Source organism: Burkholderia sp. ZZQ-2, from assembly GCF_050768715.1.
Lineage (GTDB): Bacteria > Pseudomonadota > Gammaproteobacteria > Burkholderiales > Burkholderiaceae > Burkholderia > Burkholderia cepacia.
Genome location: NZ_LDVA01000197.1, coordinates 20,597 through 47,223 on the forward strand (window position 1 = coordinate 20,597; position 26,627 = coordinate 47,223).

26 protein-coding genes are annotated in these 26,627 nt (G+C 66.0%); 15 read left to right on the forward strand and 11 right to left on the reverse strand.

Annotated features, from left to right (window positions below):
• Positions 1-10: 10 nt before the first annotated feature.
• The 3 genes from lspA to ABY44_RS13665 form a co-directional block, all read right to left on the reverse strand.
• A complete protein-coding gene (lspA, locus tag ABY44_RS13655; RefSeq protein ID WP_021160743.1) occupies positions 11-511 on the reverse strand; it encodes a signal peptidase II in 501 nt (166 codons plus the stop codon).
• Positions 512-513: 2 nt separating this feature from the next.
• Entirely contained in the window at positions 514-3,351 is a 2,838-nt protein-coding gene (gene ileS, locus ABY44_RS13660) for an isoleucine--tRNA ligase (protein WP_027786666.1), read from the reverse strand.
• Positions 3,352-3,453: 102 nt separating this feature from the next.
• On the reverse strand, positions 3,454-4,446 hold the full coding sequence (locus tag ABY44_RS13665) for a bifunctional riboflavin kinase/FAD synthetase (RefSeq protein WP_059686577.1): 993 nt from the start codon (positions 4,444-4,446) through the stop codon (positions 3,454-3,456).
• Between the two features lie 122 nt (positions 4,447-4,568).
• Between ABY44_RS13665 and purN the strand changes: the two genes are divergently transcribed.
• From purN to nadC, 6 genes are all read left to right on the forward strand, one after another.
• Positions 4,569-5,231, forward strand: coding sequence for a phosphoribosylglycinamide formyltransferase (purN, locus tag ABY44_RS13670; RefSeq protein ID WP_060174857.1), 663 nt, complete (start codon positions 4,569-4,571; stop codon positions 5,229-5,231).
• Positions 5,228-6,493, forward strand: a complete 1,266-nt coding sequence (locus ABY44_RS13675; RefSeq protein ID WP_021160747.1) for an RsmB/NOP family class I SAM-dependent RNA methyltransferase — start codon at positions 5,228-5,230, stop codon at positions 6,491-6,493. Before purN ends, ABY44_RS13675 begins: the two co-directional genes overlap by 4 nt.
• An 18-nt stretch (positions 6,494-6,511) precedes the next feature.
• Entirely contained in the window at positions 6,512-7,876 is a 1,365-nt protein-coding gene (locus tag ABY44_RS13680; protein ID WP_060174856.1) for a mechanosensitive ion channel family protein, read from the forward strand.
• A 221-nt stretch (positions 7,877-8,097) separates the two neighbouring features.
• The gene (locus ABY44_RS13685) at positions 8,098-9,291 is read left to right on the forward strand and encodes a DesA family fatty acid desaturase (protein ID WP_027786669.1); all 1,194 of its coding nucleotides are present in this window, start codon (positions 8,098-8,100) and stop codon (positions 9,289-9,291) included.
• 349 nt (positions 9,292-9,640) lie between these two features.
• Positions 9,641-10,777, forward strand: a complete 1,137-nt coding sequence (gene nadA / locus ABY44_RS13690; protein ID WP_021160750.1) for a quinolinate synthase NadA — start codon at positions 9,641-9,643, stop codon at positions 10,775-10,777.
• Complete coding sequence (gene nadC, locus ABY44_RS13695; RefSeq protein WP_060174855.1) at positions 10,774-11,658, forward strand: carboxylating nicotinate-nucleotide diphosphorylase; 885 nt, start codon at positions 10,774-10,776, stop codon at positions 11,656-11,658. Before nadA ends, nadC begins: the two co-directional genes overlap by 4 nt.
• Before the next feature lie 90 nt (positions 11,659-11,748).
• Here nadC and nadB read toward each other — a convergent pair whose 3' ends face one another.
• The 4 genes from nadB to radC form a co-directional block, all read right to left on the reverse strand.
• A complete protein-coding gene (nadB, locus tag ABY44_RS13700; RefSeq protein ID WP_060174854.1) occupies positions 11,749-13,335 on the reverse strand; it encodes an L-aspartate oxidase in 1,587 nt (528 codons plus the stop codon).
• A 160-nt stretch (positions 13,336-13,495) separates the two neighbouring features.
• The gene (gene rpmG, locus ABY44_RS13705; protein ID WP_006478046.1) at positions 13,496-13,663 is read right to left on the reverse strand and encodes a 50S ribosomal protein L33; all 168 of its coding nucleotides are present in this window, start codon (positions 13,661-13,663) and stop codon (positions 13,496-13,498) included.
• A 17-nt stretch (positions 13,664-13,680) separates the two neighbouring features.
• Positions 13,681-13,914, reverse strand: a complete 234-nt coding sequence (gene rpmB, locus ABY44_RS13710) for a 50S ribosomal protein L28 (RefSeq protein WP_004186391.1) — start codon at positions 13,912-13,914, stop codon at positions 13,681-13,683.
• Positions 13,915-14,151: 237 nt separating this feature from the next.
• Complete coding sequence (gene radC, locus ABY44_RS13715; RefSeq protein ID WP_060174853.1) at positions 14,152-14,925, reverse strand: RadC family protein; 774 nt, start codon at positions 14,923-14,925, stop codon at positions 14,152-14,154.
• 135 nt (positions 14,926-15,060) lie between these two features.
• On the opposite strand from radC, the gene ABY44_RS13720 reads away from it, so the two are divergent.
• From ABY44_RS13720 to ABY44_RS13755, 8 genes are all read left to right on the forward strand, one after another.
• Positions 15,061-15,516 carry an FKBP-type peptidyl-prolyl cis-trans isomerase gene (locus ABY44_RS13720; RefSeq protein ID WP_027786673.1) on the forward strand — a complete coding sequence of 152 codons (456 nt, stop codon included), beginning with the start codon at positions 15,061-15,063 and terminating at the stop codon, positions 15,514-15,516.
• Positions 15,517-15,518: 2 nt separating this feature from the next.
• Positions 15,519-16,499 (forward strand): 4-hydroxy-3-methylbut-2-enyl diphosphate reductase, encoded by a 981-nt coding sequence (gene ispH, locus ABY44_RS13725; RefSeq protein WP_021160756.1) that lies wholly within the window; start codon positions 15,519-15,521, stop codon positions 16,497-16,499.
• Positions 16,500-16,703: 204 nt separating this feature from the next.
• Positions 16,704-17,447: an amino acid-binding protein gene (locus ABY44_RS13730; protein WP_230948927.1), complete on the forward strand. Its 744-nt coding sequence runs from the start codon at positions 16,704-16,706 to the stop codon at positions 17,445-17,447.
• A gap of 211 nt (positions 17,448-17,658) precedes the next feature.
• The gene (locus ABY44_RS13735) at positions 17,659-18,609 is read left to right on the forward strand and encodes a branched-chain amino acid ABC transporter permease (RefSeq protein WP_006478051.1); all 951 of its coding nucleotides are present in this window, start codon (positions 17,659-17,661) and stop codon (positions 18,607-18,609) included.
• Positions 18,610-18,627: 18 nt separating this feature from the next.
• Positions 18,628-19,797 carry an ABC transporter permease subunit gene (locus ABY44_RS13740; RefSeq protein WP_027786675.1) on the forward strand — a complete coding sequence of 390 codons (1,170 nt, stop codon included), beginning with the start codon at positions 18,628-18,630 and terminating at the stop codon, positions 19,795-19,797.
• A 24-nt stretch (positions 19,798-19,821) separates the two neighbouring features.
• Positions 19,822-20,598: an ABC transporter ATP-binding protein gene (locus ABY44_RS13745; RefSeq protein ID WP_021160760.1), complete on the forward strand. Its 777-nt coding sequence runs from the start codon at positions 19,822-19,824 to the stop codon at positions 20,596-20,598.
• Entirely contained in the window at positions 20,598-21,314 is a 717-nt protein-coding gene (locus tag ABY44_RS13750) for an ABC transporter ATP-binding protein (protein WP_027786676.1), read from the forward strand. Before ABY44_RS13745 ends, ABY44_RS13750 begins: the two co-directional genes overlap by 1 nt.
• Positions 21,315-21,617: 303 nt before the next feature.
• Positions 21,618-22,289: a DUF2278 family protein gene (locus tag ABY44_RS13755; RefSeq protein WP_059686583.1), complete on the forward strand. Its 672-nt coding sequence runs from the start codon at positions 21,618-21,620 to the stop codon at positions 22,287-22,289.
• Positions 22,290-22,313: 24 nt separating this feature from the next.
• Here the strand turns inward: ABY44_RS13755 and ABY44_RS13760 are convergent, their stop codons facing one another.
• The 3 genes from ABY44_RS13760 to ABY44_RS13770 all read right to left on the reverse strand — a co-directional run bounded on the left by ABY44_RS13760 (position 22,314) and on the right by ABY44_RS13770 (position 25,285).
• Entirely contained in the window at positions 22,314-22,769 is a 456-nt protein-coding gene (locus ABY44_RS13760) for a GNAT family acetyltransferase (RefSeq protein WP_027786678.1), read from the reverse strand.
• A 13-nt stretch (positions 22,770-22,782) separates the two neighbouring features.
• Positions 22,783-23,967: an acetylornithine transaminase gene (locus ABY44_RS13765; protein ID WP_027786679.1), complete on the reverse strand. Its 1,185-nt coding sequence runs from the start codon at positions 23,965-23,967 to the stop codon at positions 22,783-22,785.
• A 286-nt stretch (positions 23,968-24,253) separates the two neighbouring features.
• Entirely contained in the window at positions 24,254-25,285 is a 1,032-nt protein-coding gene (locus ABY44_RS13770) for a CDP-6-deoxy-delta-3,4-glucoseen reductase (protein ID WP_021160764.1), read from the reverse strand.
• A 107-nt stretch (positions 25,286-25,392) separates the two neighbouring features.
• Here ABY44_RS13770 and ABY44_RS13775 point away from each other — a divergent pair, with 107 nt between their 5' ends.
• Entirely contained in the window at positions 25,393-26,430 is a 1,038-nt protein-coding gene (locus ABY44_RS13775; protein ID WP_060174851.1) for an NAD-dependent epimerase/dehydratase family protein, read from the forward strand.
• Here the strand turns inward: ABY44_RS13775 and ABY44_RS13780 are convergent.
• Entirely contained in the window at positions 26,413-26,601 is a 189-nt protein-coding gene (locus ABY44_RS13780; RefSeq protein WP_027786681.1) for a hypothetical protein, read from the reverse strand. The genes ABY44_RS13775 and ABY44_RS13780 overlap by 18 nt on opposite strands.
• Between the last annotated feature and the right edge of the window lie 26 nt (positions 26,602-26,627).

Consider the following 26,627-nt stretch of genomic DNA (forward strand, 5'->3'; position numbering starts at 1 on the left):
GTATGCGCGCTTAGCGCGAGCCGCGCACGCGACGCAGTTCGTCGTAGATCAGCAGCACCGCGCCGATCGTGATCGCGGAATCGGCGAGGTTGAACGCCGGGAAGTGCCAGGCGCCGAGGTGGAAATCGAGGAAGTCGATCACGTGGCCGTAGACGAGCCGGTCGATCACGTTGCCGAGCGCGCCGCCGAGGATCAGCGCGAGCGACACGCTGAACAGCCGCTGGTGGCCGTGGCGCTTCAGCAGGAAGCAGATCACGAGCGTCGCGCCGATGCCGAGCGCGGTGAACGCCCAGCGCTGCCAGCCGCTCGCGGTCGACAGGAAACCGAACGCGGCGCCGCGGTTGTACACCAGCACGAGGTTGAAGAACGACGTCAGCGCATGCTGCGCGCCGTACACGAACGTTTTCAGGATCGCGATCTTCGACAGCTGGTCGAACAGGATCACGATCAGCGAAATGCCGAGCCAGGGCGCAAGCGCGCCGCTGGCCGGTTTCGAGAGGGTTTTCGCCATATTCAAGCAGCGCTCCGGATTTCGCCGTTTTCGAACAGGTTGGAGAAGCAGCGGCCGCACAGCGTCGGGTGATCGGCGTGCGCGCCGACATCTTCGCGGTAGTGCCAGCAGCGTTCGCACTTCTGGTACTTCGACGCTGCGACGTCGACGCTTTCCTGCGCCTCGTCGTCGACCTTGACGACCGTCGCGGCCGACGTGATCAGCACGAACTTGAGATCATCGCCGAGGCTCGTGAGCGCGTCGTAGCGTGCGCCGCTCGCATGCACGGCGACTTCGGCCTGCAGCGACGAACCGATGCGGTTCGCGGTGCGCGCTTCCTCGAGCGCCTTCGTCACGTTGCCGCGCACGTCGCGCAGCAGCGCCCACTTCTCGATCAGCGCGGCCGAGCCGGCGACTTCCGGATACGCGTAGTAGGTTTCCGTGAAGATCGTGTCGCTGGCCGGCTGGAACACCTTCCACGCTTCTTCCGCCGTGAACGACAGGAACGGTGCGAGCACGCGCAGCAGGCCGTGCGTGAGGTGGTACAGCGCGGTCTGCGCGGAGCGGCGCGCGCGCGAATCGGCCGCGCTCGTGTACAGGCGGTCCTTCAGCACGTCGAGGTAGAAGCCGCCGAGATCTTCCGAGCAGTACGTCTGCAGCTTCGCGACGACCGGGTGGAATTCGTACTTCTCGTAGTGGCCGAGCAGTTCCGTCTGCAGTTGCTGCGAGAACGCGACCGCATAACGGTCGATCTCGAGCCATTCGTCGACGGGCACCGCGTGCTGCGCGAAGTCGAAGTCCGACAGGTTCGCGAGCAGGAAGCGCAGCGTGTTGCGGATGCGGCGGTAGCCTTCGGTCACGCGCTTCAGGATTTCCTCGGAGATCGCGAGCTCGCCCGAATAGTCGGTCGATGCGATCCAAAGGCGGATGATTTCCGCGCCGAGGCGGTTCGCGACTTCATGCGGATCGATGCCGTTGCCGAGCGACTTGCTCATCTTGCGGCCTTCGCCGTCGACCGTGAAGCCGTGCGTGAGCAGGCCCTTGTACGGCGCGCGGCCGTCGATCATCGATGCGGTCAAGAGCGACGAGTGGAACCAGCCGCGGTGCTGGTCCGAGCCTTCGAGGTAGAGGTCGGCCGGGAACTGCAGCTGATCCTTGTGCGAGCCGCGCAGCACGTGCCAGTGCGTCGTGCCCGAGTCGAACCACACGTCGAGCGTGTCGCGGTTCTTTTCGTACAGGTTCGCGTCGTCGCCGATCAGCTCGCGCGGGTCGAGCGTCTGCCAGGCCTCGATACCCGACTGCTCGACGCGCTTCGCGACTTCCTCGAGCAGCTCGAGCGTGCGCGGGTGCAGCTCGCCGGTTTCCTTGTGCACGAAGAACGCCATCGGCACGCCCCATTGGCGCTGGCGCGACAGCGTCCAGTCGGGACGGTTCGCGATCATGCTGAACAGGCGCTGCTTGCCCCACGACGGGTAGAACGCGGTGGCGTCGATGCCTTCGAGCGCGGTTTCGCGCAGCGTCTTGCCGCCGTCGCGCGGCGTCACGTCCATGCCGGCGAACCACTGCGACGTCGCGCGGTAAATGATCGCCGTCTTGTGACGCCAGCAGTGCATGTAGCTGTGCTTGTAGTGCTCGCTGCGCAGCAGCGAGCCGGCCTCGCGCAGCGCGTCGACGACCTTCGGGTTTGCGTCCCAGATCGACAGGCCGCCGAACAGCGGCAGCGATTCGATGTAACGACCGTCGCCCATCACCGGGTTGATGATGTCCGAGTCGGTCATCCCGTGCGCCTTGCACGACTGGAAGTCCTCGATGCCGTACGCGGGCGACGAGTGCACGACGCCGGTACCGGTGTCGGTCGTCACGTAGTCGCCGAGGTAGACGGGCGCGGTGCGCTTGTAGCCGGGGTGAGCCGATGCGAGCGGGTGGTGGAAGCGCAGGTTCGCGAGCTTCACGCCCGGCGCGGTCGCGACGACGCGGCCGGTCAGCTTGAAGTCGGTCATGCAGGCTTCGACACGTTCTTCCGCGATGATCAGCAGCCCGCGCTCGGTGTCGACCAGCGCGTAGACGATTTCCGGATGGAGGTTCAGCGCCTGGTTCGCGGGGATCGTCCACGGCGTGGTGGTCCAGATCACGATGCCGCCCTCGGCGCGCGGCAGCGCCGGCAGGCCGAACGCCTGCGCGGTCTTTTCCGGTTCCGCGAACGCGAACATCACGTCGATCGTCGGGTCGGTGCGGTCCTTGTACTCGACTTCCGCTTCCGCGAGCGCCGAGCCGCAGTCGAAGCACCAGTTCACCGGCTTCAGCCCGCGATACACGTAGCCCTTTTCGATGATCTTGCCGAGCGCGCGGATCTCTTCAGCCTCGTTGACGAAGTTCATCGTCTTGTACGGGTTGGCCCAGTCGCCGAGCACGCCGAGACGCTTGAAGCCGACCTTCTGCTTCTCGATCTGCTCGGTCGCGTACGCGCGTGCCTTGCTCATCACTTCGGCCGCCGGCAGCGACTTGCCGAACTGCTTCTCGATCTGGATCTCGATCGGCATCCCGTGGCAATCCCAGCCGGGCACGTACGGCGCGTCGAAGCCGGCCATGTTGCGCGACTTGACGACGATGTCCTTCAGGATCTTGTTGACGGCGTGGCCGAGGTGGATGTCGCCGTTCGCATACGGCGGGCCGTCGTGCAGGATGAACTTCGGCCGGCCCTTGCTGGCTGCGCGGATCTTCTCGTAGAGGCCGCGCTCTTCCCATTCCTTGACCCACTGCGGCTCGCGCTTGGGCAGGTCGCCGCGCATCGGGAACGGCGTGTCGAGCAGGTTGACCGGATACTTGGCCTGCGGTTTCGAATCGGCTTTCTTGTTGCTCATGATGGGATCGCTATCTAAATCGGGAGACGCGCGAGCGTCGTGAATCGGGGATGCGCGCGAGTGAGCGGCGCGAGGGTGCGGCGCCAGGCGCCGCCGTCCGGATCAGCTAATTCGGTCGGTGGCCGACGTCGAGAAGCCCGTGGCGCGGCTGCCCGGCGCACGGTCACGCTCGATGAAGTACGCGCGTGCATTCGCGACGTCCAGCGCGATCGCGCGCGACAGCGCCTCGAGATCGTCGAATTTCGCCTCGTCGCGCAGCTTCTTCAGGAATTCGACGCGGATGAGCTTGCCGTACGCGTCGCCGTGCCAGTCGAGCAGGTGGACCTCGAGCAGCACGCGGCCGGAATCGTCGACGGTCGGGCGCAGCCCGAGGCTCGCGACGCCCGGCAGCGGGGTGGGGCCGAGGCCGTGCACCTGCACGACGAAGATGCCCGCGAGCGCCGGACGCTTGTGCGCGATCGGGAGGTTCAGCGTCGGGAAGCCGAGGTCGCGGCCGAGCTTCAGCCCGTGCGCGACGTGGCCGCTGATCGCATAGCCGTGGCCGAGCGCCTGCGCGGCCGCGTCGAGATCGCCCGCGGCGAGCGCGGCGCGCACGCCCGAGCTGGAGATGCGCGTGCCGTCGCTGCCCGCGACCGTACCCATTTGCTCGACCTCGAAGCCGTACTGTTCGCCGGCCGCCTTCAGCGTGTCGAAGGTGCCCGCGCGCTTCGCGCCGTAGCAGAAATCGTCGCCGACCATCATCCAGCGCGTGTGCAGCCCGCCGACCAGCGTGCGTTCGACGAACGCCTGCGGCGACTGGCTCGCGAATGTGTGATTGAAGTGCTCGACGACGACGCGGTCGACACCGTGGTCGCGCAGCGCCTCGAGCTTGTCGCGCAGCATCGCGATGCGCGGCGGCGCGCCGGCAGGGTTGAAGAATTCGCGCGGGTGCGGCTCGAACGTCATCACGCACACGGGCAGGCCGCGCGCGTCCGCTGCCGCGCGCACGCGCGCGAGCAGGGCCTGGTGGCCGCGATGGACACCGTCGAAGTTGCCGATCGTCAGCGCGCAGGGGGCGCGGCTCTCGGCGTTGGGCAGGCCGCGGAAGACTTTCACGATAGCGGATGCAGCGTCGGGGAATGGGCGGTGGGATGCCGCAAAGCAGAAGATTATAAACGTTCGGGCGGGCCGGCGGCCGAGAAGGCGGGAAAGGCGGGGGCGAATGGTAAAATTCGCGGATGAAAAAACTCGTGATCCTGATTTCCGGTCGCGGCAGCAACATGGAGGCCATCGTCCGCGCGTGCGCGCAGGAACGCTGGCCGGCCGAGATTGCCGCCGTGATCGCCAACCGGCCCGACGCGGCCGGACTGGCTTTTGCCGCGTCGCACGGGGTGGCGACGGCGGTGGTCGACCACCGCTCGTTCGACGGCCGCGACAGCTTCGACGCGGCGCTCACCGCCGAGATCGACCGGTTCGCGCCCGATCTCGTCGTCCTCGCCGGCTTCATGCGCATCCTCACGCCCGCATTCGTCAGACGATACGAAGGCCGGTTGCTGAACATCCATCCGTCGCTGCTGCCGAGCTTCAAGGGCATCCACACGCATCAGCAGGCGCTCGACGCGGGTGTCGCGCTGCATGGCGCGAGCGTGCATTTCGTCATCCCCGAGCTCGACAGCGGCGCGATCGTCGCGCAGGGCGCGGTGCCCGTGCGCGCGGGCGACGACGCGGCGGCGCTCGCGCAGCGCGTGCTGGCGGTCGAGCATGTGCTGTATCCGCGCGCGGTGCGCTGGTTCATCGAGGGCCGTTTGCGCCTCGAGAACGGCCGCGCAGTGGTGGCGCCGGAAGAGGCGCGCTGGATTTTCGCGGATCAACCGCATACCGAAACGAGTGAGGGCGTATGAAGCTGCACGGATTCCTGATCGGCCAGACCGAGACTTTGCTGGCCGAGGTGCTGAAGTTCGCCGGCCCCGCCGACGCGACGACGAGCCGGTTCTTCCGCGCGCACCCGAAGCTCGGGCACGCGGAGCGCGGCGTGATCGCCGAGGCGGTGTTCGCGGTGCTGCGCCGGAAAATGGAGTTTTCGCACCTCGCCGAGAGCGGCACCGGTACGCCGGCACGACGCCTCACGCTGCTCGGCCTGATGCAGACGGTCGGCCGCAATGCGCTGAAGCCGTTCCTGTCGGACACCGAGTCGGCGTGGCTCGAGCACGTGTCGAAAATCGACCCGGCGAGCCTGCCCGTGCGCATTCGCACGAACCTGCCCGACTGGATTCACCAGGCGCTGTCGGCCCGTTTCGACGCAGACGAGCTCGCGCAGCTTGCCGCCGCGCTGAACTATCCGGCGCCGCTCGACCTGCGCGCCAACGCGCAGAAGGCGAGCCGCGACCAGGTCATCGACGGGCTGCGCGCGAGCGGCATTGACGCGGGCGCGACCCCGTTCGCACCGTTTGGCGTGCGCGTGGTCGGCAAGCCGGCGCTGACGCGCCTGAAGCTGTTCGAGGAAGGCGCGATCGAGGTGCAGGACGAAGGCAGCCAGCTGCTGTGTTCGCTGGTCGCGCCGCGCCGCGGCGAGATGGTCGTCGATTTCTGCGCGGGCGCGGGCGGCAAGACGCTCGCGCTGGGCGCGATGATGCGCTCGACCGGGCGCCTCTATGCGTTCGACGTGTCGGAGAAGCGCCTCGCGAAGCTGAAGCCGCGCCTCGCACGCAGCGGGCTGTCGAACGTGAACCCGGTGCTGATCGACAGCGAGCACGACGCGAAGATCAAGCGGCTCGCCGGCAAGATCGACCGCGTGCTGGTCGACGCGCCGTGCAGCGGCCTCGGCACGCTGCGCCGCAATCCGGACCTGAAGTGGCGCCAGACGCGCACCGCGATCGATGAACTCACGCCGAAGCAGGCGTCGATCCTCGCGAGCGCCGCGCGTCTGGTGAAGAAGGGCGGCCGGCTCGTCTATGCCACCTGCAGCGTGCTCGACGCCGAGAACGAACGTATCGTCGAGCAGTTCCTGGCCGACCATCCCGAGTTCGTGCTGGTGCCGGCGCAGAAGGTGCTGGATGACCAGCGCATCGCGCTCGAGACCGGCGACTACCTGTCGTTGTGGCCGCACCGTCACGCAACCGACGGCTTCTTCGCCGCCGTCCTCGAACGGCGCGCTGCGCAATAACGACCGCCCGGACTGACGATGGAAAACCTGCAGAGCCGCCTGCTGTCGCACCGGCTGGAATCGGTCATTCGTGACTTCCACCAGCCGGTGATGATCTGGCAGGCGGCGATCCTCGTCGGCGCGCTGTGTTTCGCATGGGTGACCGCGCGCTTCGTGCACGGCCGCATCGATGCACGCCGCCGGGCGGCCGGCCGCGCACCCGGCGCGGGCGCGCAAAGCCTGAAGCGCGCGCTGTTCCCGTTGTTCGGCAGCGTCTTCGTCGGCGCCGCGCAGCTCGCGTTCGACCCGTTCATGTCGACGTCGCTGCTGTCGCTGGCGCTCGTGCCGCTGTTCGGCATCGGGCTGATCTACGTGCTGTTCTTCTTCGCGCGGCGCGTGTTCGCGCGCGACGGCCACACGCATGCGTGGCTGTCGATCGTCGAGAAGATCGTGTCGACCGTCGTGTGGGCCGCGATGGTGCTGACCGTGCTGGGCATTCAGCGCGACGTGCTGGGCTGGCTCGACAGCGTGCAGTTCCGCGTCGCCAACGCGCACCTCACGCTGCTGTCGGTGATTTCCGGCGCGCTGTGGGTATGCGTGACGCTGATGGTCGCGATGTGGCTGGGCTCGGTGCTCGAGGATCGCCTCACGCGCGCAAGCACGCTCGACGCGAACCTGAAGGTCGTGCTGTCGCGGGTCGGCCGCGCGCTGCTGGTATTCGCGGCGATCCTGATCGGGCTGTCGCTGGTCGGCATCGACGTGACGGTGCTCGGCGTGTTCGGCGGCGCGGTGGGTGTCGGCCTCGGTTTCGGGCTGCAGAAGATCGCCAGCAATTACGTGTCGGGCTTCATCATCCTGCTCGACCGCTCGCTGCGGCTCGGCGACGCGATCAGCGTCGGCGGGCTGCAGGGCGTCGTCACGCAGATTCGCACGCGCTACACGGTCGTGCGCGGCCTCGACGGCAACGAGACGCTGATTCCGAACGAGAAGCTGATCACCGACGTCGTGCAGAACCAGTCGTCGTACCTGACGCGCGGCTACGCGAAGGTTGCGGTGCAGGTCGCGTACACCAGCGATGTCGAGCACGCGCTCATGTTGCTCGCCGATGCGGCCAGGGACGTGCCGCGCGTGCTGGCGGAGCCGGCTCCGACCCCGTATCTGGTGAGTTTCGGTGCGGACGGGATCGACCTGGAGCTCGGTTTCTGGATCGAGGATTCGGCGAAAGGGACGTCCGGCGTGCGTTCGACCGTGAACCGCAATATCTGGCGGCTGTTCAGCGAGCACGGGATTTCGATCCCGTTCCCGCAGCGCGAAGTGCGGGTCGTGGGGCTGCCCGACGGCTTTTCTTCCGCCGGCGTGTTGGCCGGCAACGGCGCGGCGGACGGGCGCGCGCCGGCTGCGTAGCGCAAGCCAGTCGCCAAATGTGTCGACCCCGCGGTCGGAACCGGATCGCGGGCCGTTCCAAGTCCGCCCATGGACTGCGCCTGTTGCGTCAGGGCAAGAAAATGTTCATTTTTTACAAAGACTTGGAACGGTTGAAGTAAAATTCTGGTCTACACGCGGTATGCTTTCATTTTTCTGACGCTTGGCGCGGGCCGGCGTCGCTCTCATCACAGGTAACTGCCTTGTTGAATTCCCTGCTCGATTTTCTTTCCCACGGGCTCCTGCATTTTTCGTGGTGGCAGGTCGCGCTGTTCGCGCTCGCCGTCACGCACGTCACGATCATCGGCGTGACGGTCTACCTGCACCGCTGCCAGGCGCATCGCGCACTCGAGCTGCATCCGATCGCGAGCCACTTCTTCCGCCTCTGGCTGTGGATGACGACCGGCATGCTGACGGGCCAGTGGGCCGCGATTCACCGCAAGCACCATGCGAAGTGCGAGACCGAGGAAGATCCGCACAGCCCGCAGACGCGCGGCATCTGGAAGGTATTCCTCGAGGGCGCCGAGCTGTACCGCGCGGAAGCGAAGAATGAAGAGACGATGCGCAAGTTCAGCCATGGCACGCCGAACGACTGGATCGAACGCAACATCTACTCGAAGTACCCGATCCTTGGCGTGAGCCTGATGATGGTGATCGACGTCGCGCTGTTCGGCGTGCTCGGCCTGACCGTCTGGGCCGTGCAGATGGTCTGGATTCCGTTCTGGGCTGCTGGCGTCGTCAACGGCTTCGGTCACTTCTGGGGTTATCGCAACTTCAACTCGGCCGACGCGAGCACGAACCTGTTCCCGTGGGGCATCGTGATCGGCGGCGAAGAGCTGCACAACAACCACCACACGTTCGCGACGTCGGCGAAGCTGTCGAACAAGTGGTACGAGTTCGACATCGGCTGGATGTACATCCGCATCATGTCGGCATTCGGTCTCGCGAAGGTGAAGAAGGTCGCACCGACGCCGCGCCTGAACAAGCCGAAGACGGTGCTCGACCAGGAAACGCTGCAGGCCGTGCTGTCGAACCGCTACGAAGTGATGGCGCGCTACGGCAAGGCCGTGAAGCGCGCATACCGCCAGGAGCTCGCGCACCTGAAGGAAATCGGCGGCGAGAAGTACCAGCTGATGCGCGGTGCGCGCAAGTGGTTCCACAAGGATGCCGACGGCCTCGACGAGCCGCAGAAGAAGCTGCTGCCGGAAATCTTCGCGAACAGCCAGAAGCTGCACACGTACTTCCAGCTCCGCCAGGATCTGGCCGCGATCTGGGATCGTTCGACCGCGTCGCGCGAACAGCTTCTCGCGCAATTGCAGGATTGGTGCCATCGCGCAGAACAAAGCGGCATCAAGGCGCTGCAGGAATTCGCGACGCGCCTGCGCCGCTACGCCTGATTCGAAATCGATTAGAATCTAAGGACGTCAAAAACCCCGCGTTGGCGGGGTTTTTTATTTGGGCTTCCGGTTTTTGAAGGTGATCGGCAGGGCCGGATTTGTATGAGGCTTGGGGCAGCGGCGAATGGTTGCCCTGGGGCGAGCACAGGGGTGAGGCCGGAGGGGGCGCCAAGGCGCTGATGCTGGTCGACCGCGAAGCATGGATCGAAGTAAGCGCCAAAGCGCTAACTTGGATCGACCGCGAAGCATGGATCGAAGTAAGCGCCAAAGCACTAACTTGGATCGACCGCGAAGCATGGGATCCAAGTAAGCGCTAAAGCGCTAACTTGGATCGACAGGAGATATGGAGATGCAATCGACGATCAAACCCGTCGAATACGATCGGCCCGTCGCAGCAGGGACCGTGTGCGGCGTGGGGCAGGCATGGGCCAAGGTGCCCGACGCACCGTCCGCCGAAGAGCGCGCTGCACTGAAGGCACGTATCAAGGCGCTGCTCGTGCGTGAAAAGGCCGTCCTGGTCGCGCACTACTACGTCGACGCCGAATTGCAGGAACTGGCCGACGAAACGGGCGGCTGTGTCGCCGACTCGCTCGAAATGGCCCGCTTCGGCCGCGATCACGACGCGCAGACGCTGGTCGTCGCCGGCGTGCGCTTCATGGGCGAAACCGCGAAGATCCTGAGCCCGAACAAGCGGATCCTGATGCCCGACCTCGATGCGACCTGCTCGCTCGACCTCGGCTGCCCGGTCGACGAATTCTCGGCGTTCTGCGATGCGCATCCCGACCGTACCGTCGTCGTCTACGCGAATACCAGCGCCGCCGTGAAGGCGCGCGCGGACTGGATGGTCACGTCGTCGATCGGCCTCGAGATCGTGGCCGACCTGCATGCGCGCGGCGAGAAGATCATCTGGGCGCCGGATCGCCATCTCGGCAGCTACATCCAGAAGAAAACCGGCGCGGACATGCTGTTGTGGCAAGGCTCGTGCCTCGTCCACGACGAGTTCAAGGGCATCGAACTCGACCTGCTGCGCGCCGAGTATCCGGACGCGAAGGTGCTCGTCCACCCCGAATCGCCGGAAAATGTCGTCGCACAGGCGGACGTCGTCGGCTCGACGACGCAATTGATCGACGCAGCCGTGAAGTTCGACGCGACGCGCTTCATCGTCGCGACCGATCTCGGCATCCTGCACAAGATGCAGCTTGCGGCGCCCGGCAAGACCTTCATCGCCGCACCGACGGCCGGCAACAGCGCAACCTGCAAGAGCTGCGCACATTGCCCGTGGATGGCGATGAACGGCCTCGCGAACCTCGCCGACGTGCTCGAACGCGGTCACAACGAGATCTTCGTCGATCCCGCGATCGGTGAGCGTGCACGTCTGCCGATCGACCGAATGCTCGATTTCGCAGCGGCGCACAAGAAGCGCGTGCAGGCGAGCGGCGATCTGCAGCGCGACCAGCAACTGTTTGCGAACGTGGGGGCTGCATGACGAACGCAGCCGTATCCCCGCTGTTCGACGTCGTCCGCGAGCAATACGGCGCGGCATTCGACGATGCGATCGCGCGCAACGTGGCCGATGCGATCGCGGAAGACGTCGGCACGGGCGACCAGACCGGGCGGCTCGTGCCGGCCGGCGGGCGTCGCCGGGCGCGCATCATCGTGCGCGAGGACGCCGTGCTGTGCGGTGTACCGTGGTTCGAGGCCGTGATTGCACGAATCGATCCGGCGATCGCCGTGGAATGGCGCTATCGCGAAGGCGACCGGATGACGCCCGATTCGACCGTCTGCGAACTCGAAGGGCCGGCGCGTGCACTGCTGACGGCCGAGCGCAACGGACTGAACTTCCTGCAGTTGCTGTCGGGTGTCGCGACTGCGACGCGCCGTTACGTCGAGCGCGTCGAAGGCACGCGCGCGAAGATCCTCGACACGCGCAAGACGCTGCCGGGCCTGCGGCTCGCGCAGAAATATGCTGTGCGTGTCGGCGGCGGCGAGAACCAGCGTCTCGCGCTGTATGACGGCATCCTGATCAAGGAGAACCACATCGCAGCGGCAGGCGGTGTCGGCGAGGCACTCGACGCGGCGTTCGCGCTGGAGTCGGGCGTGCCCGTGCAGGTCGAAGTCGAGACGCTCGCGCAACTCGATACGGCGCTCGCGCACCGCGCGCAGTCGGTGCTGCTCGACAACTTCACGCTCGACATGATGCGTGAAGCGGTGCGCGTCGCGAACGGCAAGGCTGTGCTCGAAGTGTCGGGCGGCGTCAATTTCGATACGGTGCGTGCGTTCGCGGAAACGGGTGTCGACCGTATCTCGATCGGCGCGCTGACGAAGGACGTGCGCGCGACGGACTATTCGATGCGTATCGTCGACTGACCGCGCGACATACCGTCTGACAAAAAAAGCCGCTGGCGCGCAAACGCCAGCGGCTTTTTTCGTGGGCCGCAGCCGGGAACGGCGTGGCGGTCAGCGGCGCGAGCGGGGCGTGAGCACGCTCGGCAGCGCCTTCGGCAGCGTGTGCGGCCAGTCGCGGCTGTAGTGCAGCCCGCGGCTTTCGCGGCGTGAGTACGCGCTTTTCACGATCAGTGTCGCCACGTCGACGAGGTTGCGCAGTTCGAGCAGGTCGCGCGTCACGCGGAAGTTCGCGTAGTACTCCTGGATCTCGTCGCGCAGCAGCGACAGCCGGTGCTTCGCGCGTTCGAGACGCTTGTCGGTACGCACGATGCCGACGTAGTTCCACATCAGGCGGCGCAGCTCGTCCCAGTTGTGCGCAACGACGACTTCCTCGTCCGCATCCGACACGCGGCTTTCGTCCCACGCGGGCAGCGTGGCGGGCGTTTCGGCATCGAAGCCGGCCGCCTCGATCGCGTCGGCCGCCGCGCGGCCGATCACGAGACATTCGAGCAGCGAGTTGCTCGCGAGCCGGTTCGCACCGTGGAGCCCGGTGTACGACGTTTCGCCGACCGCATACAGGCCCGCGAGATCGGTGCGCCCGGCGAGATCGGTGACGACGCCGCCGCACGTGTAGTGGGCGGCCGGCACGACGGGAATCGGCTGCTTCGCGATATCGATGCCGAATTCGAGGCAGCGCGCGTGGATCGTCGGGAAGTGCTCGCGCAGGAATGCTTCCGGCTGGTGGCTGATGTCGAGATACACGCAGTCGATCCCGCGCTTCTTGATCTCGAAGTCGATCGCGCGTGCGACGATGTCGCGCGGTGCGAGTTCGGCGCGCGGATCGTGCGCGGGCATGAAGCGCGTACCGTCGGGCAGCTTCAGCAGGCCGCCTTCGCCGCGCACGGCTTCCGAGATCAGGAACGACTTTGCATAGGGATGGAACAGGCAGGTCGGGTGGAACTGGATGAATTCCATGTTGGACACGCGGCAGCCCGCGCGCCACGCCATCGCGATGCCGTCGCCGGTCGCGGTGTCGGGGTTCGTCGTGTACAGGTAGACCTTGCCGGCGCCGCCGGTCGCGAGCACCGTATGCGGCGCCTCGATCGTGATCGTGCGGTCGTTGTCGACGTCGAGCGCATATAGGCCGTGACAGCGGCGGCCGGGCAGGCCGAGGCGGTCCGACGTGATCAGGTCGATCGCATGGTGGTTTTCGAAGAGCGTAATGTTCGGATGCTGGCGCGCCCGCGCCGACAGCGTCGCGAGCACCGCGTGGCCGGTCGCGTCGGCCGCGTGGATGATCCGGCGGTGGCTGTGGCCGCCTTCGCGCGTGAGGTGGAAGCCGAGCTCGGCTGCGTCGTCCTTCGTGAACGGCACGCCCTGGGAGATCAGCCATTCGATCGCTTCGCGGCCGTGCTCGACGATGTAGCGCGTCGCGCCTTCGTCGCACAGCCCGCCGCCGGCGACCAGCGTGTCGTCGACGTGGTTCTCGATGCTGTCCGCCGAATCGAGGACGGCCGCGATGCCGCCTTGCGCGTTATCGCTTGCTCCCTCCATCATCGAACGTTTCGCGATCAGCGCGACACGTCGCGTGCTGGCCAGGTTGAGTGCGACCGACAGCCCTGCCAGGCCGCTGCCGACGATCGCCACGTCGAATTTCATGCTGCATCTCCATCGTTACGCTTTTGATCTTGTGCGTTCCGGCGGCCGCAGCCGCGGAAAGGGGAGAGCATACCGCGTCGCGCCGGAGCGTGCGCGCAAAACAAAAAGCCCCGCATGTGCGGGGCTTTTCGGTCGCCGTCAGGCTGGCAGAAACCGGAGATTACTTGATCTTGGTTTCTTTGTATTCCACATGCTTGCGGACGACGGGATCGAACTTCTTGATCGCCATCTTTTCCGGCATGTTGCGCTTGTTCTTCGTGGTCGTGTAGAAGTGACCCGTACCAGCGGTCGACTCGAGCTTGATCTTGTCGCGTGCGCCTTTTGCCATGATTGTGCTCCTTGGGCTTAGGCTTCGCCGCGTGCGCGCAGGTCAGCGAGCACGGAATCGATGCCGTTCTTGTCGATCAGGCGCAGGCCGGCGTTCGAGACGCGCAGGCGCACCCAGCGGTTTTCGCTCTCCACCCAGAACCGGCGGTTTTGCAGGTTCGGCAGGAAGCGGCGCTTCGTCTTGTTGTTGGCGTGGGAAACGTTGTTGCCGCTCATCGGCGCTTTCCCAGTTACTTGGCATACGCGTGCCATGAGAGCACTCCTAATACGCTAAATTCGGGGTTCGATCGCCGATGAAGGTTCCATCGTACCGCCACGTGATCCATGGCTGCACTCAGAACGCCGAAGCCCTTACAGACAAGGCCCTTCGATGGCTAGAACTGGTTGGAAAAAAGACAGACGGCGATTCTAGCAGAAAAAGTTCAGAAAAATCAAACCTAATTTCGCATCGCCGTTGCGGCGCCCTCAGGCGGGCCGCAACCGCACAGTCTACAGCCAACCGGCCCGTGCGAACGAAAAAGTATCACTGGTGCCGATGACGACGTGATCGAGCAGCTGAACGTCGACGAGCGCGAGCGCGTCGTGCAGCACGCGGGTCAGGCGCCGATCCTCCGCGCTCGGCTGCACCGCGCCGGACGGATGGTTGTGCGCGACGATCAGCGCCGCGGCGTTGTGCACCATCGCGCGGCGCACGATCTCGCGCGGGTAGACGGCCATGCGCGTCAGCGAGCCGCGCGTGATTTCCTCGGTGTCGATCAGGCCGTGGCGTGCGTCGAGGTAGACCGCGGCGAACACTTCGTGCGGGCGCGCACCGATCTTCATCCGCAGATAGTCCTCGACCGCGCCGGGCGAATCGATCAGCCTCTTCTCGCGCGCTTTCTCCTTCAGCACGCGCCGCGCGATCTCGGTGACCGCAACCAGCCGCGCGGAGCGCGCGGGGCCGATGCCGGGGTGCGCCTCGAAATCGTCGGCGGTTGCTTCGAGCAGCCCGCGCAACGTCTTGAACTGCCCGACCAGCGCGCGGGCCGTGACGAACACGTCGTGCCCCGGCTTGCCGGTGCCGAGCAGCAGGGCGATCAGTTCGTCGTCGGTCAGCGCGGCCGACCCGCGCTCCAGCAATCGCTCGCGCGGCCGCTCGGGCCGCCAGTCGCGCGGGCGGCGCTTGCGCCGGCGGATCGGGAGGCCGCGGCCGGGCGGAGCGGCAGATAGATCGGCGGTGTCGCGGCATTCGACGGGCGGCGGGGTGAGGCAGGGTGACAGCATGCTCGAAACTCCATTGGCGGCGGGCGGTGTGCGCGACGTCGTCGCACTTTCCGCCTTGCGCGCTCAGGTGACTTACAATATTGGCTTTGCGCCGGGCCTTTCGGCCGTATCGGGCGCCGACCGAACGAGTAATTCATGAGCCTCATCGATCTATCCGAAGTGAAGCCCGGTTCCCACGTCACGTTGCATTACCGGCTGGCACTGGCCGACGGCGCCGACATCGTCAACACCTTCACCGACAAGCCGGCCACGCTGCTGCTCGGCGCGGGGCAACTGGCGCCGTCGCTGGAACAGATTCTGATCGGGCTCAGGGTCGGCGACCATTCGACTTTTCAGCTAACGCCCGAACAGGGGTTCGGTCCCCGCAATCCCGACATGCTCCAGCGCGTCACGCTGTCGACGCTGCGCGAGAACGGGATGGTCGGCGACGATTTCACGCCGGGCGAACTGATCGAGTTCAATGCGCCGGACGGCGGCCGGTATGCGGGGGTGCTGAAGGAAGTCAGCGAGACCTCGGCACTGTTCGACTTCAATCATCCGCTCGCGGGCCAAGCGCTCACGTTCGAAGTGAAAATCATCGGAATCCTGTAATCATGAGCACCACCGATACGCTGTCCGGGCAGACCGTCGCAGCCGACGCCGAAATCCTGCTGGCCCAGCCGCGCGGTTTTTGCGCGGGTGTCGATCGCGCGATCGAGATCGTCGAGCGCGCAATCGCGATGCACGGTGCGCCGATCTACGTTCGTCACGAAATCGTCCACAACAAGTACGTGGTCGAGGATCTGAAGAAGAAAGGCGCGATCTTCGTCGAGGAACTCGAGGAAGTGCCGGCCGGCAATACCGTGATCTTCAGTGCGCACGGCGTGTCGAAGGCCGTGCGCGACGAGGCCGACGTGCGCGGGTTGCGCATTTACGACGCAACCTGCCCGCTCGTTACGAAGGTGCACGTCGAAGTGGCGAAGATGCGCCAGGACGGCGTCGACATCGTGATGATCGGCCACAAGGGCCATCCGGAAGTCGAAGGCACGATGGGGCAGGTCGAGCGCGGCATGCATCTCGTCGAGAGCGTCGAGGACGTGCAGAAGCTCGAGCTCGCCGATCCCGAGCGCATCGCGCTCGTCACGCAGACGACGCTGTCCGTCGACGATGCAGCCGAGATCATCGGCGCGTTGAAGGCCAAGTATCCGAAAATCCGCGAGCCGAAGAAGCAGGACATCTGCTACGCGACGCAGAACCGCCAGGACGCAGTGAAGTTCATGGCGCCGCAATGCGACGTCGTGATCGTCGTCGGCAGCCCGAACAGCTCGAATTCGAGCCGCCTGCGCGAAGTGGCCGAGAAGCGCGGCGTGGACGCCTACATGGTCGATGCACCCGACCAGATCGACCCGGCATGGGTCGCGGGCAAGCGCCGCATCGGCGTGACGGCCGGCGCGTCGGCACCCGAAGTGCTCGCTCAGGCCGTGATCGCGCGCCTGCGCGAGCTCGGTGTGCGCAACGTCCGCGCGCTCGAAGGCATCGAGGAAAACGTGTCGTTTCCGCTGCCGCGCGGGTTGAACCTGCCGCCCGCCGCGTGATTGACGCAGCGCACCTGCGGACACACCGAAGCGCGCCTCCCGGCGCGCTTTTTTTTACCCGTTGGAATTGCAATCGCAACCATTCTCCGCATCCATGGTGCAACCGGGTTGCTCCTGTCGTTTTCAAGCGTCTCTCAAAATTGGTTGCAATGCAGGAAAACCCCATCGAATCAGGATTATTGGCGTCCTATAAATGGAGTTACAATGCGCCCGTTTTCAGGCCTGAATGGCTTTGAAATCGGGTTTTGGCAAGGCGCGGGAGACCATTCGATGCATGTGAAGTTGGCTTACGCCGTGTCCGTCGCCGCACCGGTTGCAATGCTTGCCGGCTGCAGTAAAAAGAGCGACGGCGGGGCGGGGAGGGAGGCTGCGGTGTTCGCGGCACCGCCGGCCAGCGGCGTGCGCGTCGCCGGAACCGTTCGTGCGGCACCGTTCGCGTGCCGCATCGCGCAATTGGGCAAGGACAAGGAAAACGGGGCACGTTTGGCGATCGAGGAAATCAACGCGCTTGGCCTGGCGAACGGTCAGGCAGCGGGCACGCAGGTTGCAATGCAGCAAGCCGCCGGTCGTGGCGTGACAGCGACCGTGCGCGCCGATCGACGCAGGCCGGCCATGGTGCCCGGCGCTGCGGGCAGCGTGCCGATGTCGCCGGCCCCCTTTCATTTCGATTCGACGAAACAGCGCGTTGCCGCGAGCAATGGTGTTGCGGCGCGCGGCCTGATTCGTACGATGGATTCCGACGCAGCCCTGACGAATGTCGGGCGCGGCGTTCGCGGTGCCTCGCGGGGCGGCGCGACACGGAATCCGATCTGCCCGGATGCGGGGCTCGCCTCGCACCGGACGGGAAAAGGCACGGATGCCGGGCAACCGGACGATGGCCGTCTCGGCATGCTGCCCTACGACTTCAAGGAGGCCACGAACACCGTCCTCGATGTCGTGACGATTTAGCGACGGGACTCATGACGGCACCGGAACAGTGCGGTGCCGTTTCTGTATCCGCTCCGGCGGCAAGTCCGGCCGTACAGGCCGGGCGGCGCGCGCCGGGACGATCCACCCTTACCGGTATCGACTAGTACCCGCAGTGTCGCCGAGAAGGCGCGATTCCTCGCTTACCCGCGGGGCGCACCGTCCTCCGGCAGCACGGGCCAAGGAGCTTTAAATGGATATTTTCGTCCAGCAGGTTCTCAACGGGCTGGTGCTCGGCAGTGTCTACGCCATCATCGCGTTGGGCTACACGATGGTGTACGGCATTCTCGGCATCATCAACTTCGCGCACGGCGACGTGCTGATGATCGGCGCGATGGTCGCCTTGTCGGCCATCACCGTGCTGCAGAACCATTTCCCCGGACTCGGCAACGTCGCGACGCTGACGATCGGCCTGGGCATCGCCGCCGTCGTCTGTGCGTTCGTCGGCTTCACGATCGAGCGGGTCGCATACCGGCCGCTGCGCCGCGCACCGCGCCTCGCCCCGCTGATCACCGCGATCGGCGTGTCGATCCTGCTGCAGACCGCCGCGATGATCATCTGGTCGCGCAACCCGCTGCCGTTCCCCCAATTGCTGCCGACCGATCCGATCAACGTGATCAAGGCGACCGACACGACGCCCGGCGCCGTGATCTCGGTTACTGAAATCGTGATCATCGCGGTGGCGTTCATCGTGATGGGCGGCCTGCTGCTGCTCGTGCACAAGACCAAGCTCGGCCGCGCGATGCGCGCGATCGCCGAAAGCCCGAACACCGCGAGCCTGATGGGCGTGAACCCGAACTTCGTGATCTCGGCGACGTTCATGATCGGCTCCGCGCTCGCCGCGCTGGCCGGCGTGATGATCGCGTCCGAATACGGCAACGTGCACTTCTACATGGGCTTCATCCCCGGCATGAAGGCATTCACGGCTGCGGTGCTGGGCGGGATCGGCAACCTCGGCGGCGCAATGGTCGGCGGCGTGCTGCTCGGCCTGATCGAGCAGCTCGGGGCCGGCTACATCGGCAACCTCACGGGCGGTGTTTTCGGCAGTAACTACCAGGACGTGTTCGCCTTCGTCGTGCTGATCATCGTGCTGGTGTTCCGTCCGTCCGGCCTGTTGGGCGAACGTGTCGCGGATCGCGCGTAACGGAAGGGAGCAAACAACATGACATCCATTCAACCGATTGAATCCTCGACGTCGCTCGTCGAAGAGCGCAACACCGCCAAGACCGTCATCATCGGCATCCTGACCGCTGCGTTCGTGATCGCCGCGCCGATCATCATCGGCTCGGCCGGCGGCAACTACTGGGTCCGCGTGCTCGACTTCGCGATGCTGTACGTGATGCTCGCGCTGGGCCTGAACGTGGTGGTCGGCTTCGCCGGCCTGCTCGACCTCGGCTATATCGCGTTCTACGCGGTGGGCGCGTACACGGCGGCATTGCTGAGCTCGCCGCACCTGACCTCGCAGTTCGAGTGGATCGCGGCGCTCGCGCCGAACGGCCTGCACATCCCGTTCCTGATCATCGTGCCGATCGCGATGGCGCTGGCGGCGACCTTCGGGATCCTGCTCGGCGCGCCGACGCTGCGCCTGCGCGGCGACTACCTGGCGATCGTGACGTTGGGCTTCGGTGAAATCGTCCGGATCTTCATGAACAACCTCGACCGTCCGGTGAACATCACCAACGGCCCGAAGGGGATCACGGGCATCGATCCGGTGCACGTCGGCGGCTTCAACCTGTCGCAGACGCACTCGCTGTTCGGCCTGCAGCTGCCGTCGGTCTACATGTATTACTACCTGTTCGTGCTGTGCTCGCTGCTGGTGATCTGGGTGTGTACGCGCCTGCAGCACTCGCGTATCGGCCGTGCCTGGGCAGCCATCCGCGAAGACGAAATCGCGGCGAAGGCGATGGGCATCAACACCCGCAACGTGAAGCTGCTCGCGTTCGCGATGGGCGCGTCGTTCGGCGGCCTGTCGGGCGCGATGTTCGGTGCGTTCCAGGGCTTCGTGTCGCCCGAGTCGTTCACGTTCTGGGAATCGATCGTCGTGCTCGCCTGCGTGGTGCTCGGCGGCATGGGCCACATCCCGGGCGTGATCCTGGGCGCGGTGCTGCTCGCGATCTTCCCGGAATTCCTGCGCTCGACGATGAGCCCGCTGCAGCACGCGCTGTTCGGTCATGACGTCGTCGATACGGAAGTGATCCGTCAGGCGCTGTACGGCCTCGCGATGGTGGTCATCATGCTGTACCGCTCGGAAGGCCTGTGGCCCGCGCCGAAGCATGAGGACAAGATCGCGAAACTGGCGAAGCGCAACAGCAAGAAGCCGGTGCGCGCTTAACCTACGGACACAGGGGATATACACATGAGCGACAAGCAAATCCGACTGTCCGTCAAGGGCGTGAACAAGCGCTTCGGTGGCCTGCAGGCGCTGTCCGACGTCGGCCTCGAGATCAAGGAAGGCGAGATCTACGGGCTGATCGGCCCGAACGGCGCCGGCAAGACGACGTTCTTCAACGTGATCACGGGCCTCTACACGCCGGACTCAGGCGAGTTCAAGCTCGACGGCTCGGAATACAAGCCGACCGCGGTGCACCAGGTCGCGAAGACGGGCATCGCGCGCACGTTCCAGAACATCCGCCTGTTCGGCGGGATGACGGCCCTCGAGAACGTGATGGTGGGCCGCCACGTGCGTACCAAGCACGGGCTGCTCGGCGCGGTGTTCCAGACGCCGGCCGAACGCCAGGAAGAGCGCGAGATCAAGGAGCGCGCGATCGAGCTGCTCGAATACGTCGGTGTGCTGCAGTACGCCGACTACACGTCGCGCAACCTCTCGTACGGCCACCAGCGCCGTCTCGAGATCGCGCGCGCGCTGGCGACCGACCCGAAGCTGCTCGCGCTCGACGAGCCGGCGGCCGGGATGAACGCGACCGAAAAGGTCGAACTCACGCGCCTGCTCGACAAGATCCGCTCGGACGGCCGCACGATTCTGCTGATCGAGCACGACGTGAAGCTCGTGATGGGGTTGTGCAACCGGATGACGGTGCTCGATTACGGCAAGGTGATCGCCGAGGGTCTGCCGCAGGACGTGCAGAAGAATCCGAAGGTGATTGAGGCATATCTCGGCGCAGGGGTGCACTGATGGCAGCGGCAATGTTGAAAATCAAGGGCTTGCAGGTCAACTACGGCGGCATCCAGGCCGTCAAGGGCGTTGACATGGAAGTCCGTCAGGGCGAGCTCGTGACGCTGATCGGCGCGAACGGCGCAGGCAAGACCACGACGATGAAGGCGATCACGGGTCTCAAGCCGTATTCGGCGGGCGACATCGAGTACGACGGCAAGTCGATCAAGGGCGTGCCGACCCACGAGCTGCTCAAGCGCGGCCTCGCGATGGTGCCGGAAGGCCGCGGGATCTTCGCGCGGATGTCGATCGTCGAGAACATGCAGATGGGTGCGTACCTGCGCAACGACACCGAGCAGATCAAGAAGGACGTCGACCGCATGTTCGGCTTCTTCCCGCGTCTGAAGGAGCGTGCGACGCAGCTCGCGGGCACGTTGTCGGGCGGCGAGCAGCAGATGCTGGCGATGTCGCGCGCGATCCTGTCGAAGCCGAAGCTGCTGCTGCTCGACGAGCCGTCGATGGGCCTGTCGCCGATCATGGTCGAGAAGATCTTCGAAGTGGTGCGCGAGATCTCGAAGGAGGGCATCACGGTGCTGCTCGTCGAGCAGAACGCACGCCTCGCGCTGCAGGCGGCCGACCGCGGCTACGTGATGGATTCGGGCACGGTCACGATGGAAGGCGATGCGAAGCAGATGCTCGACGATCCGAAGGTGCGGGCCGCGTATCTCGGTGAATGAGTGAGTGAATGAGCGGGCCCGGTGGCGCGCGACGGCAGGTGCCGGGCGCGTCGCACACGGGCTATCGAAAGGCTGTCACGGGATGCCGTGACAGCCTTTTTTTTCGTGTCATGCGATCCGGGGCGAACTTGTGCGTGCGGGCGCGACTCCATTCGACTGTTGCGCCGCGCACGCGACGCGGGAACGATGGGGCAGGGCCGCCCGAAGCCGGTCGCCCGAAGCCGGTCGCCCGACGCCGGTCGCCTGCAAACCGACACACGGGCCGTGTAGCATCGACGGCCCATCGGGACACGGAGAGCACGCATGAGTCTGGACTACGGTTTCGTGAAGGCGAAGGTGACATCGGTGGCGAAGCTGAAGGGCTCGCCGCACGGCAGCGAGATCCAGTATCACATCCACCTGACGCTGGCGTTGCCGGGCGGCAACTGGGACGTCGCGATCAACGTCGGCACCAGCGACGCGGACGACTTGCTGAACTACAAGCTCGTCTACGATTTCCACCACCCGATCACGCAGACGCTCGCGGCCGCGGCCGAAGGCTATACCGACCTGACGGGGCAGGCCGCATTGCCCGCGCTCGACTACCTGCGCAGCGACATCCTGAACGAAACGGGGGCGTGGCGCGCGAGCGCCGTGATGGACGGCACGGAGAATCCGGAGCCGATCCCGTCGCTGCTGCGGCTCGTGAACGCCGCGCAGTCGCAGGGGCTCGACGTCGTCGTGTTCGGCCGCTCGTATGCCGAAGGCAACGGTATCCACGACACGCACATGAACCAGGGTTCGACCGGCTCGAACTACGTGCACCGTGCGGGCGACGACCACAACGACCACAACGACATCTGGCAGGACGGCGCGCTGATCGTGCGCGTGAGCGACACGCAGTGGGCCGCATATTTCGCCGCGTTCGAGCAGCAGGCCGTGCCGACCGACGCGCTCGGCAATCCGCTGCCGGGCGCGGGGCCGATCACGCGCTGAGATCGCCGGCGGCCGGCTTTCGCGTCATGCGGCCGGCAGCGTCTTGCCGAACGAGATGCGTTCCTCGACGCGGTAGCCGAGCGCCGCGTAGAAGCGGCACGCATCGTCGTTGCCCGGCAGCACCTGCAGGTTGATCTTCAGGCAGCCGCGCGCGGCGAGCGCGCGTTCCGCATGTGCGATCAGCGCGCGGCCGATGCCGAGCCGCCGCGCGTCGTTCGATACGCCGAACGAGTAGAGCCAGCCGCGATGTCCGTCGAAACCCGCCATCAGCGTGCCGACGACGCGTGCGCCGCTGGTCGCGACGAAAAACAGCTCCGGCTGCGTCGCGAGCTTCAGCTCGATCGATCGCATCGGATCGCGGTGCGGCGGCGCACCGGCTTCGTCGTACTGCGGGAACGCGTCGCGCCATACCGCGAGCACGGCATCGGTGTCGGCGCGTTCGAACGGGCGGATTGCGACAGCATCGGCGGCGGCATCCATCGGCGGGCTCTCCTCAGAGCGTGTCGAGAACCGACCGCAGCATCGCCATCATCTGGTCGATCTCTTCGGTCGTCACGTTCAGTGCGGGCATGAAGCGCAGCAGGTTCGGCCGCGCGGCGTTCAGCAGCAGGCCGTCGGGCTGCATGTCGCGTGCCTTCTCGACGATCTGCGGGCCGATGTCCTTGCCGAGCAGCAGCGCGCGCAGCAGGCCTTCGCCGCGTTCGCCTTCGAAACCGCGCTCTTCCGACAGCTCGAGCAGCTTGCGCTTCAGGTATTCGCTGCGCGCGCGCACGCCTTCGAGGAAGCCGGGCGCGACGAGCTGCGAGATCACCGAATAGCCGACCGCTGTCATCAGCGGGTTGCCGTTGTACGTGCCGCCCTGGTCGCCGGCCTCGAACACCGCGACCTCGGCCTTCGACAGCAGCGCGCCGAGCGGGGCGCCGCCGCCGATGCCTTTCGCGAGCGTCATGACGTCGGGCTCGATGCCGGACAGCTCGTACGCGAACAGCGTGCCCGCGCGGCCGCAGCCGCTTTGCACCTCGTCGACGATCAGCAGCAGGTTGTGCTGCTTCGTCAGCGCGCGCAGCGCCTGCATGAATTCGCGCGTCGCCGGAATCACGCCGCCTTCACCCTGGATCGGCTCGAGCATCACCGCGACGGTCTTGTCGGTGATCAGCCTCTCGACCGAGTTGATGTCGTTGAGCTCGGCCTTCGGGAAGCCCGGCACCTGCGGTGCGTAGATCGTGTCCCAGCCCGGCTTGCCGCTGGCCGACATCGTCGCGAGCGTGCGGCCGTGGAAGCTGTGGTCGAACGTGATGATCTCGTAGGCGCCGTTCTTGAACTTGCGGCCCCACTTGCGCGCGAGCTTGATCGCGCCTTCGTTTGCCTCCGCGCCGCTGTTCGTGAAGAACACCTTGTCGAACACGCTGTGCTGCGTGAGCAGGCCCGCGAGCTTCGCCATCGGTTCGTTGTAGAACGCGGGCGACGGGTTCAGCAGCTTTTCCGCCTGGGTCTTCAGCGCTTCGACGATGCCGTCGTTGCAGTGGCCGAGGCTGTTGACGGCCCAGCCCTGGATGAAGTCCAGATAGCGCTTGCCCGTGTGATCGTAGAGCCACGAACCCTTGCCGTGCGTAAACACGATGTCGGGGCGGTTCGTGATGTACATCAGCGAGTCGATCGGATAATCGTTCAGGGGCATGGCAGCAGACTCCAGCGGGCGTTGAAAGGGAAACAGGCAATAAAAAAGCCACGGAAGGCCGTGGCTGGTGGGTCGAACAGCTTGTGCGTAACCGGTGAGGCGGTGTGGGGGTTACGCGCGAGTCCGTGACGAGCCTGCGGCATCCGGGCGGAGCGGCGAGCGGCGACGTCGAAGGGCGGACAGGAAGCAGTTCATGTGCGCAAGCATAAGGCATCCCGCGCCTCACTGTAAACCGCCGCGATGCCACGGATGTGACATCGCGGTGCGGGACGCGGGTACGCGGGTGTCAGACCGGATGCGCGAGATCGGCGGCGCTCGTGAACGAGTCGGCGTAGAACTCGTCGGCCGGCAGCGCGTGGTGCTGCGTGAAGTCGCGCTGCGCGGATTCGACCATCACCGGCGCGCCGCACGCGTACACCTGGTAGCCCGACAGGTCGGGCAGATCCTCGATCACCGCGCGATGGACGAAGCCGGTGCGGCCCGTCCACTGGTCGCCGGCGTCCGGCTCGGAGAGCACCGGCACGTACTTGAAATTCGGGATCTCGCGTGCCCACTGCTCGGCGAGTTCGTCGAGGTAGATGTCCTTCTTGCGGCGCGCGCCCCAGTAGAGCGTCATCGGGCGCGTGATGCCCGTGTGCTTCACGTGCTCGATGATCGCCTTGATCGGTGCGAAGCCCGTACCCGATGCGAGCAGCACGATCGGCTTGTCGGAATCCTCGCGCAGGAAGAACGTGCCGAGCGGGCCTTCGAAGCGCAGGATGTCGCGCTCCTTCATCGCGCCGAACACGTGGTCGGTGAACTTGCCGCCCGGCATGTGGCGGATGTGCAGCTCGATCGGGCCTTCCTCGTGCGGCGCGTTCGCCATCGAGTAGCTGCGGCGCGAGCCGTCCTTCAGGATGAACTCGACGTACTGGCCCGCGAGATACTGCAGGCGTTCGTTGGCGGGCAACTGCAGCTTCACGACCATCACGTCGTCGGCCTTGCGCTCGAGCGCGGCGATCCGGCACGGCAGCTTCTTGACCTGCACGCCGTCGACGCCGGCGATTTCGCGCACGTCGATTTCGAGATCGCACTGCGCCTTCGAGCAGCACAGCAGCGCGAGGCCGCGCGTGCGCTCGTCGTTGGACAACGCCGACGCGGCGTGCGGGCCCTGTTCGATCTGGCCCGACACGATCTGGCCCTTGCAGGAGCCGCACGCGCCGTTCTTGCAGCCGTACGGCAGATGGACGTTCTGGCGCAGCGCAGCCGCCAGCACGGTTTCATCCGACTCGACCTGGAATTGCCGGCCGCTTTGCTTGAGAGTGACGTTGAATGCCATAGAACCAAACTAGAACAAAATGTGGGGACCGTGCATGTCGAGCACGGCAGCTACAATGCAAGCCCGTTGCGCGTCGCGCAACGGTGGCTACTGATTTCGCAACCAACATGATCGCGACTCGAATCCTGCGCCGGCCGCGCGCATTGATCGTCGGCTGCGGCGACGTCGGCATGCGCTGCGTTGCGCAATGGCGCGACACGCATCGCAACCTGCGGATCTTCGCGCTGACGAGCCACCCGGCCCGCCGCGACGAACTGCGTGCCGCGGGCGCGACGCCGATCGTCGGCGATCTCGATCGCCGGGCGACGCTCGGCCGCCTTGCGGGTCTGGCCCGCACGATCCTGCATCTCGCGCCGCCGCAATCCGACGGCCGCGACGACCGGCGCACGCGTGCGCTGATCGCCGCAACGACCGTGCCCGCGCGTCGTCCATCGACTCCACCAGCGCCGGCGGTCGGCCGGCTCCGAACGCTGCGCACCGCTGCACGGCAGGCCGGCGCACCCGTTCGGGGAGCGCGTATTGTACCCGACGGCCTTCGCGCGCCGAGGCTCGTCTACGCGAGCACGACGGGCGTATACGGCGACTGCGGCGGCGCGCGCATCGACGAGACGCAGCCGTTGCGTCCCGCGAATCCGCGCGCGTTCCGACGCGTGTCGGCCGAGCGGCAACTGCGCGCGGCGACGGTGCGCGGCGTGCTGTCCGCGCGCATCGTGCGCATTCCGGGCATCTACGCGGCGAACCGCCTGCCGGTCGCACGGCTCGAGCGCGGCACGCCGGCACTCGAGCAGGCCGACGACGTCTACACGAACCACATCCACGCGGACGATCTCGCGGCGATCCTGCGCCGCGCGGCCGAACGCGGCAAGCCGGCGCGCGCCGTGCACGCATCGGACGACAGCGAACTGCGGATGGGGGAGTATTTCGACCGGGTCGCGCAGACGCTGGGCCTGCCGAGGCCGCCACGCGTCAGCCGCGCGGACGCCGAGCGTCAGCTCGAGCCGACCCTGCTGTCGTTCATGCGCGAGTCGCGGCGCCTGTCCAACGCACGGCTCAAGGCCGAATTGTGCGTGACGTTGCGGTATCCGACCGTAGACGATTTCCTTCAAACGCTCGCGCCGGGCAGCGCGTCAGGTCAGCGCCGGTAATGCCTCGATCAGCAGGAAGCACAGCAGCGCGCCGATCAGCGCGCCAATCAGGTTCGGATGATATTTGTGCTTCAGGTGCATCGCGGCCAGCAGGCCGCCGATCACGATGACACCGATGACCGCGAACGCGATCATCATGTACGACAGTTCGAAAGTATGGTTGATGTTCATGATGTCTCCCCTGCATCGCTGCTCGT

Bases quoted from the DNA above. Each gene is read 5' to 3' on its own strand.
- lspA (WP_021160743.1), bottom strand. From the start codon at position 511: ATGGCGAAAACCCTCTCGAAACCGGCCAGCGGCGCGCTTGCGCCCTGG.
- ileS (WP_027786666.1), bottom strand. From the start codon at position 3,351: ATGAGCAACAAGAAAGCCGATTCGAAACCGCAGGCCAAGTATCCGGTC.
- purN (WP_060174857.1), top strand. From the start codon at position 4,569: ATGAAAAAACTCGTGATCCTGATTTCCGGTCGCGGCAGCAACATGGAG.
- ABY44_RS13675 (WP_021160747.1), top strand. From the start codon at position 5,228: ATGAAGCTGCACGGATTCCTGATCGGCCAGACCGAGACTTTGCTGGCC.
- ABY44_RS13680 (WP_060174856.1), top strand. From the start codon at position 6,512: ATGGAAAACCTGCAGAGCCGCCTGCTGTCGCACCGGCTGGAATCGGTC.
- nadA (WP_021160750.1), top strand. From the start codon at position 9,641: ATGCAATCGACGATCAAACCCGTCGAATACGATCGGCCCGTCGCAGCA.
- nadC (WP_060174855.1), top strand. From the start codon at position 10,774: ATGACGAACGCAGCCGTATCCCCGCTGTTCGACGTCGTCCGCGAGCAA.
- nadB (WP_060174854.1), bottom strand. From the start codon at position 13,335: ATGAAATTCGACGTGGCGATCGTCGGCAGCGGCCTGGCAGGGCTGTCG.
- rpmG (WP_006478046.1), bottom strand. From the start codon at position 13,663: ATGGCAAAAGGCGCACGCGACAAGATCAAGCTCGAGTCGACCGCTGGT.
- rpmB (WP_004186391.1), bottom strand. From the start codon at position 13,914: ATGGCACGCGTATGCCAAGTAACTGGGAAAGCGCCGATGAGCGGCAAC.
- radC (WP_060174853.1), bottom strand. From the start codon at position 14,925: ATGCTGTCACCCTGCCTCACCCCGCCGCCCGTCGAATGCCGCGACACC.
- ABY44_RS13720 (WP_027786673.1), top strand. From the start codon at position 15,061: ATGAGCCTCATCGATCTATCCGAAGTGAAGCCCGGTTCCCACGTCACG.
- ispH (WP_021160756.1), top strand. From the start codon at position 15,519: ATGAGCACCACCGATACGCTGTCCGGGCAGACCGTCGCAGCCGACGCC.
- ABY44_RS13730 (WP_230948927.1), top strand. From the start codon at position 16,704: ATGCGCCCGTTTTCAGGCCTGAATGGCTTTGAAATCGGGTTTTGGCAA.
- ABY44_RS13735 (WP_006478051.1), top strand. From the start codon at position 17,659: ATGGATATTTTCGTCCAGCAGGTTCTCAACGGGCTGGTGCTCGGCAGT.
- ABY44_RS13740 (WP_027786675.1), top strand. From the start codon at position 18,628: ATGACATCCATTCAACCGATTGAATCCTCGACGTCGCTCGTCGAAGAG.
- ABY44_RS13745 (WP_021160760.1), top strand. From the start codon at position 19,822: ATGAGCGACAAGCAAATCCGACTGTCCGTCAAGGGCGTGAACAAGCGC.
- ABY44_RS13750 (WP_027786676.1), top strand. From the start codon at position 20,598: ATGGCAGCGGCAATGTTGAAAATCAAGGGCTTGCAGGTCAACTACGGC.
- ABY44_RS13755 (WP_059686583.1), top strand. From the start codon at position 21,618: ATGAGTCTGGACTACGGTTTCGTGAAGGCGAAGGTGACATCGGTGGCG.
- ABY44_RS13760 (WP_027786678.1), bottom strand. From the start codon at position 22,769: ATGGATGCCGCCGCCGATGCTGTCGCAATCCGCCCGTTCGAACGCGCC.
- ABY44_RS13765 (WP_027786679.1), bottom strand. From the start codon at position 23,967: ATGCCCCTGAACGATTATCCGATCGACTCGCTGATGTACATCACGAAC.
- ABY44_RS13770 (WP_021160764.1), bottom strand. From the start codon at position 25,285: ATGGCATTCAACGTCACTCTCAAGCAAAGCGGCCGGCAATTCCAGGTC.
- ABY44_RS13775 (WP_060174851.1), top strand. From the start codon at position 25,393: ATGATCGCGACTCGAATCCTGCGCCGGCCGCGCGCATTGATCGTCGGC.
- ABY44_RS13780 (WP_027786681.1), bottom strand. From the start codon at position 26,601: ATGAACATCAACCATACTTTCGAACTGTCGTACATGATGATCGCGTTC.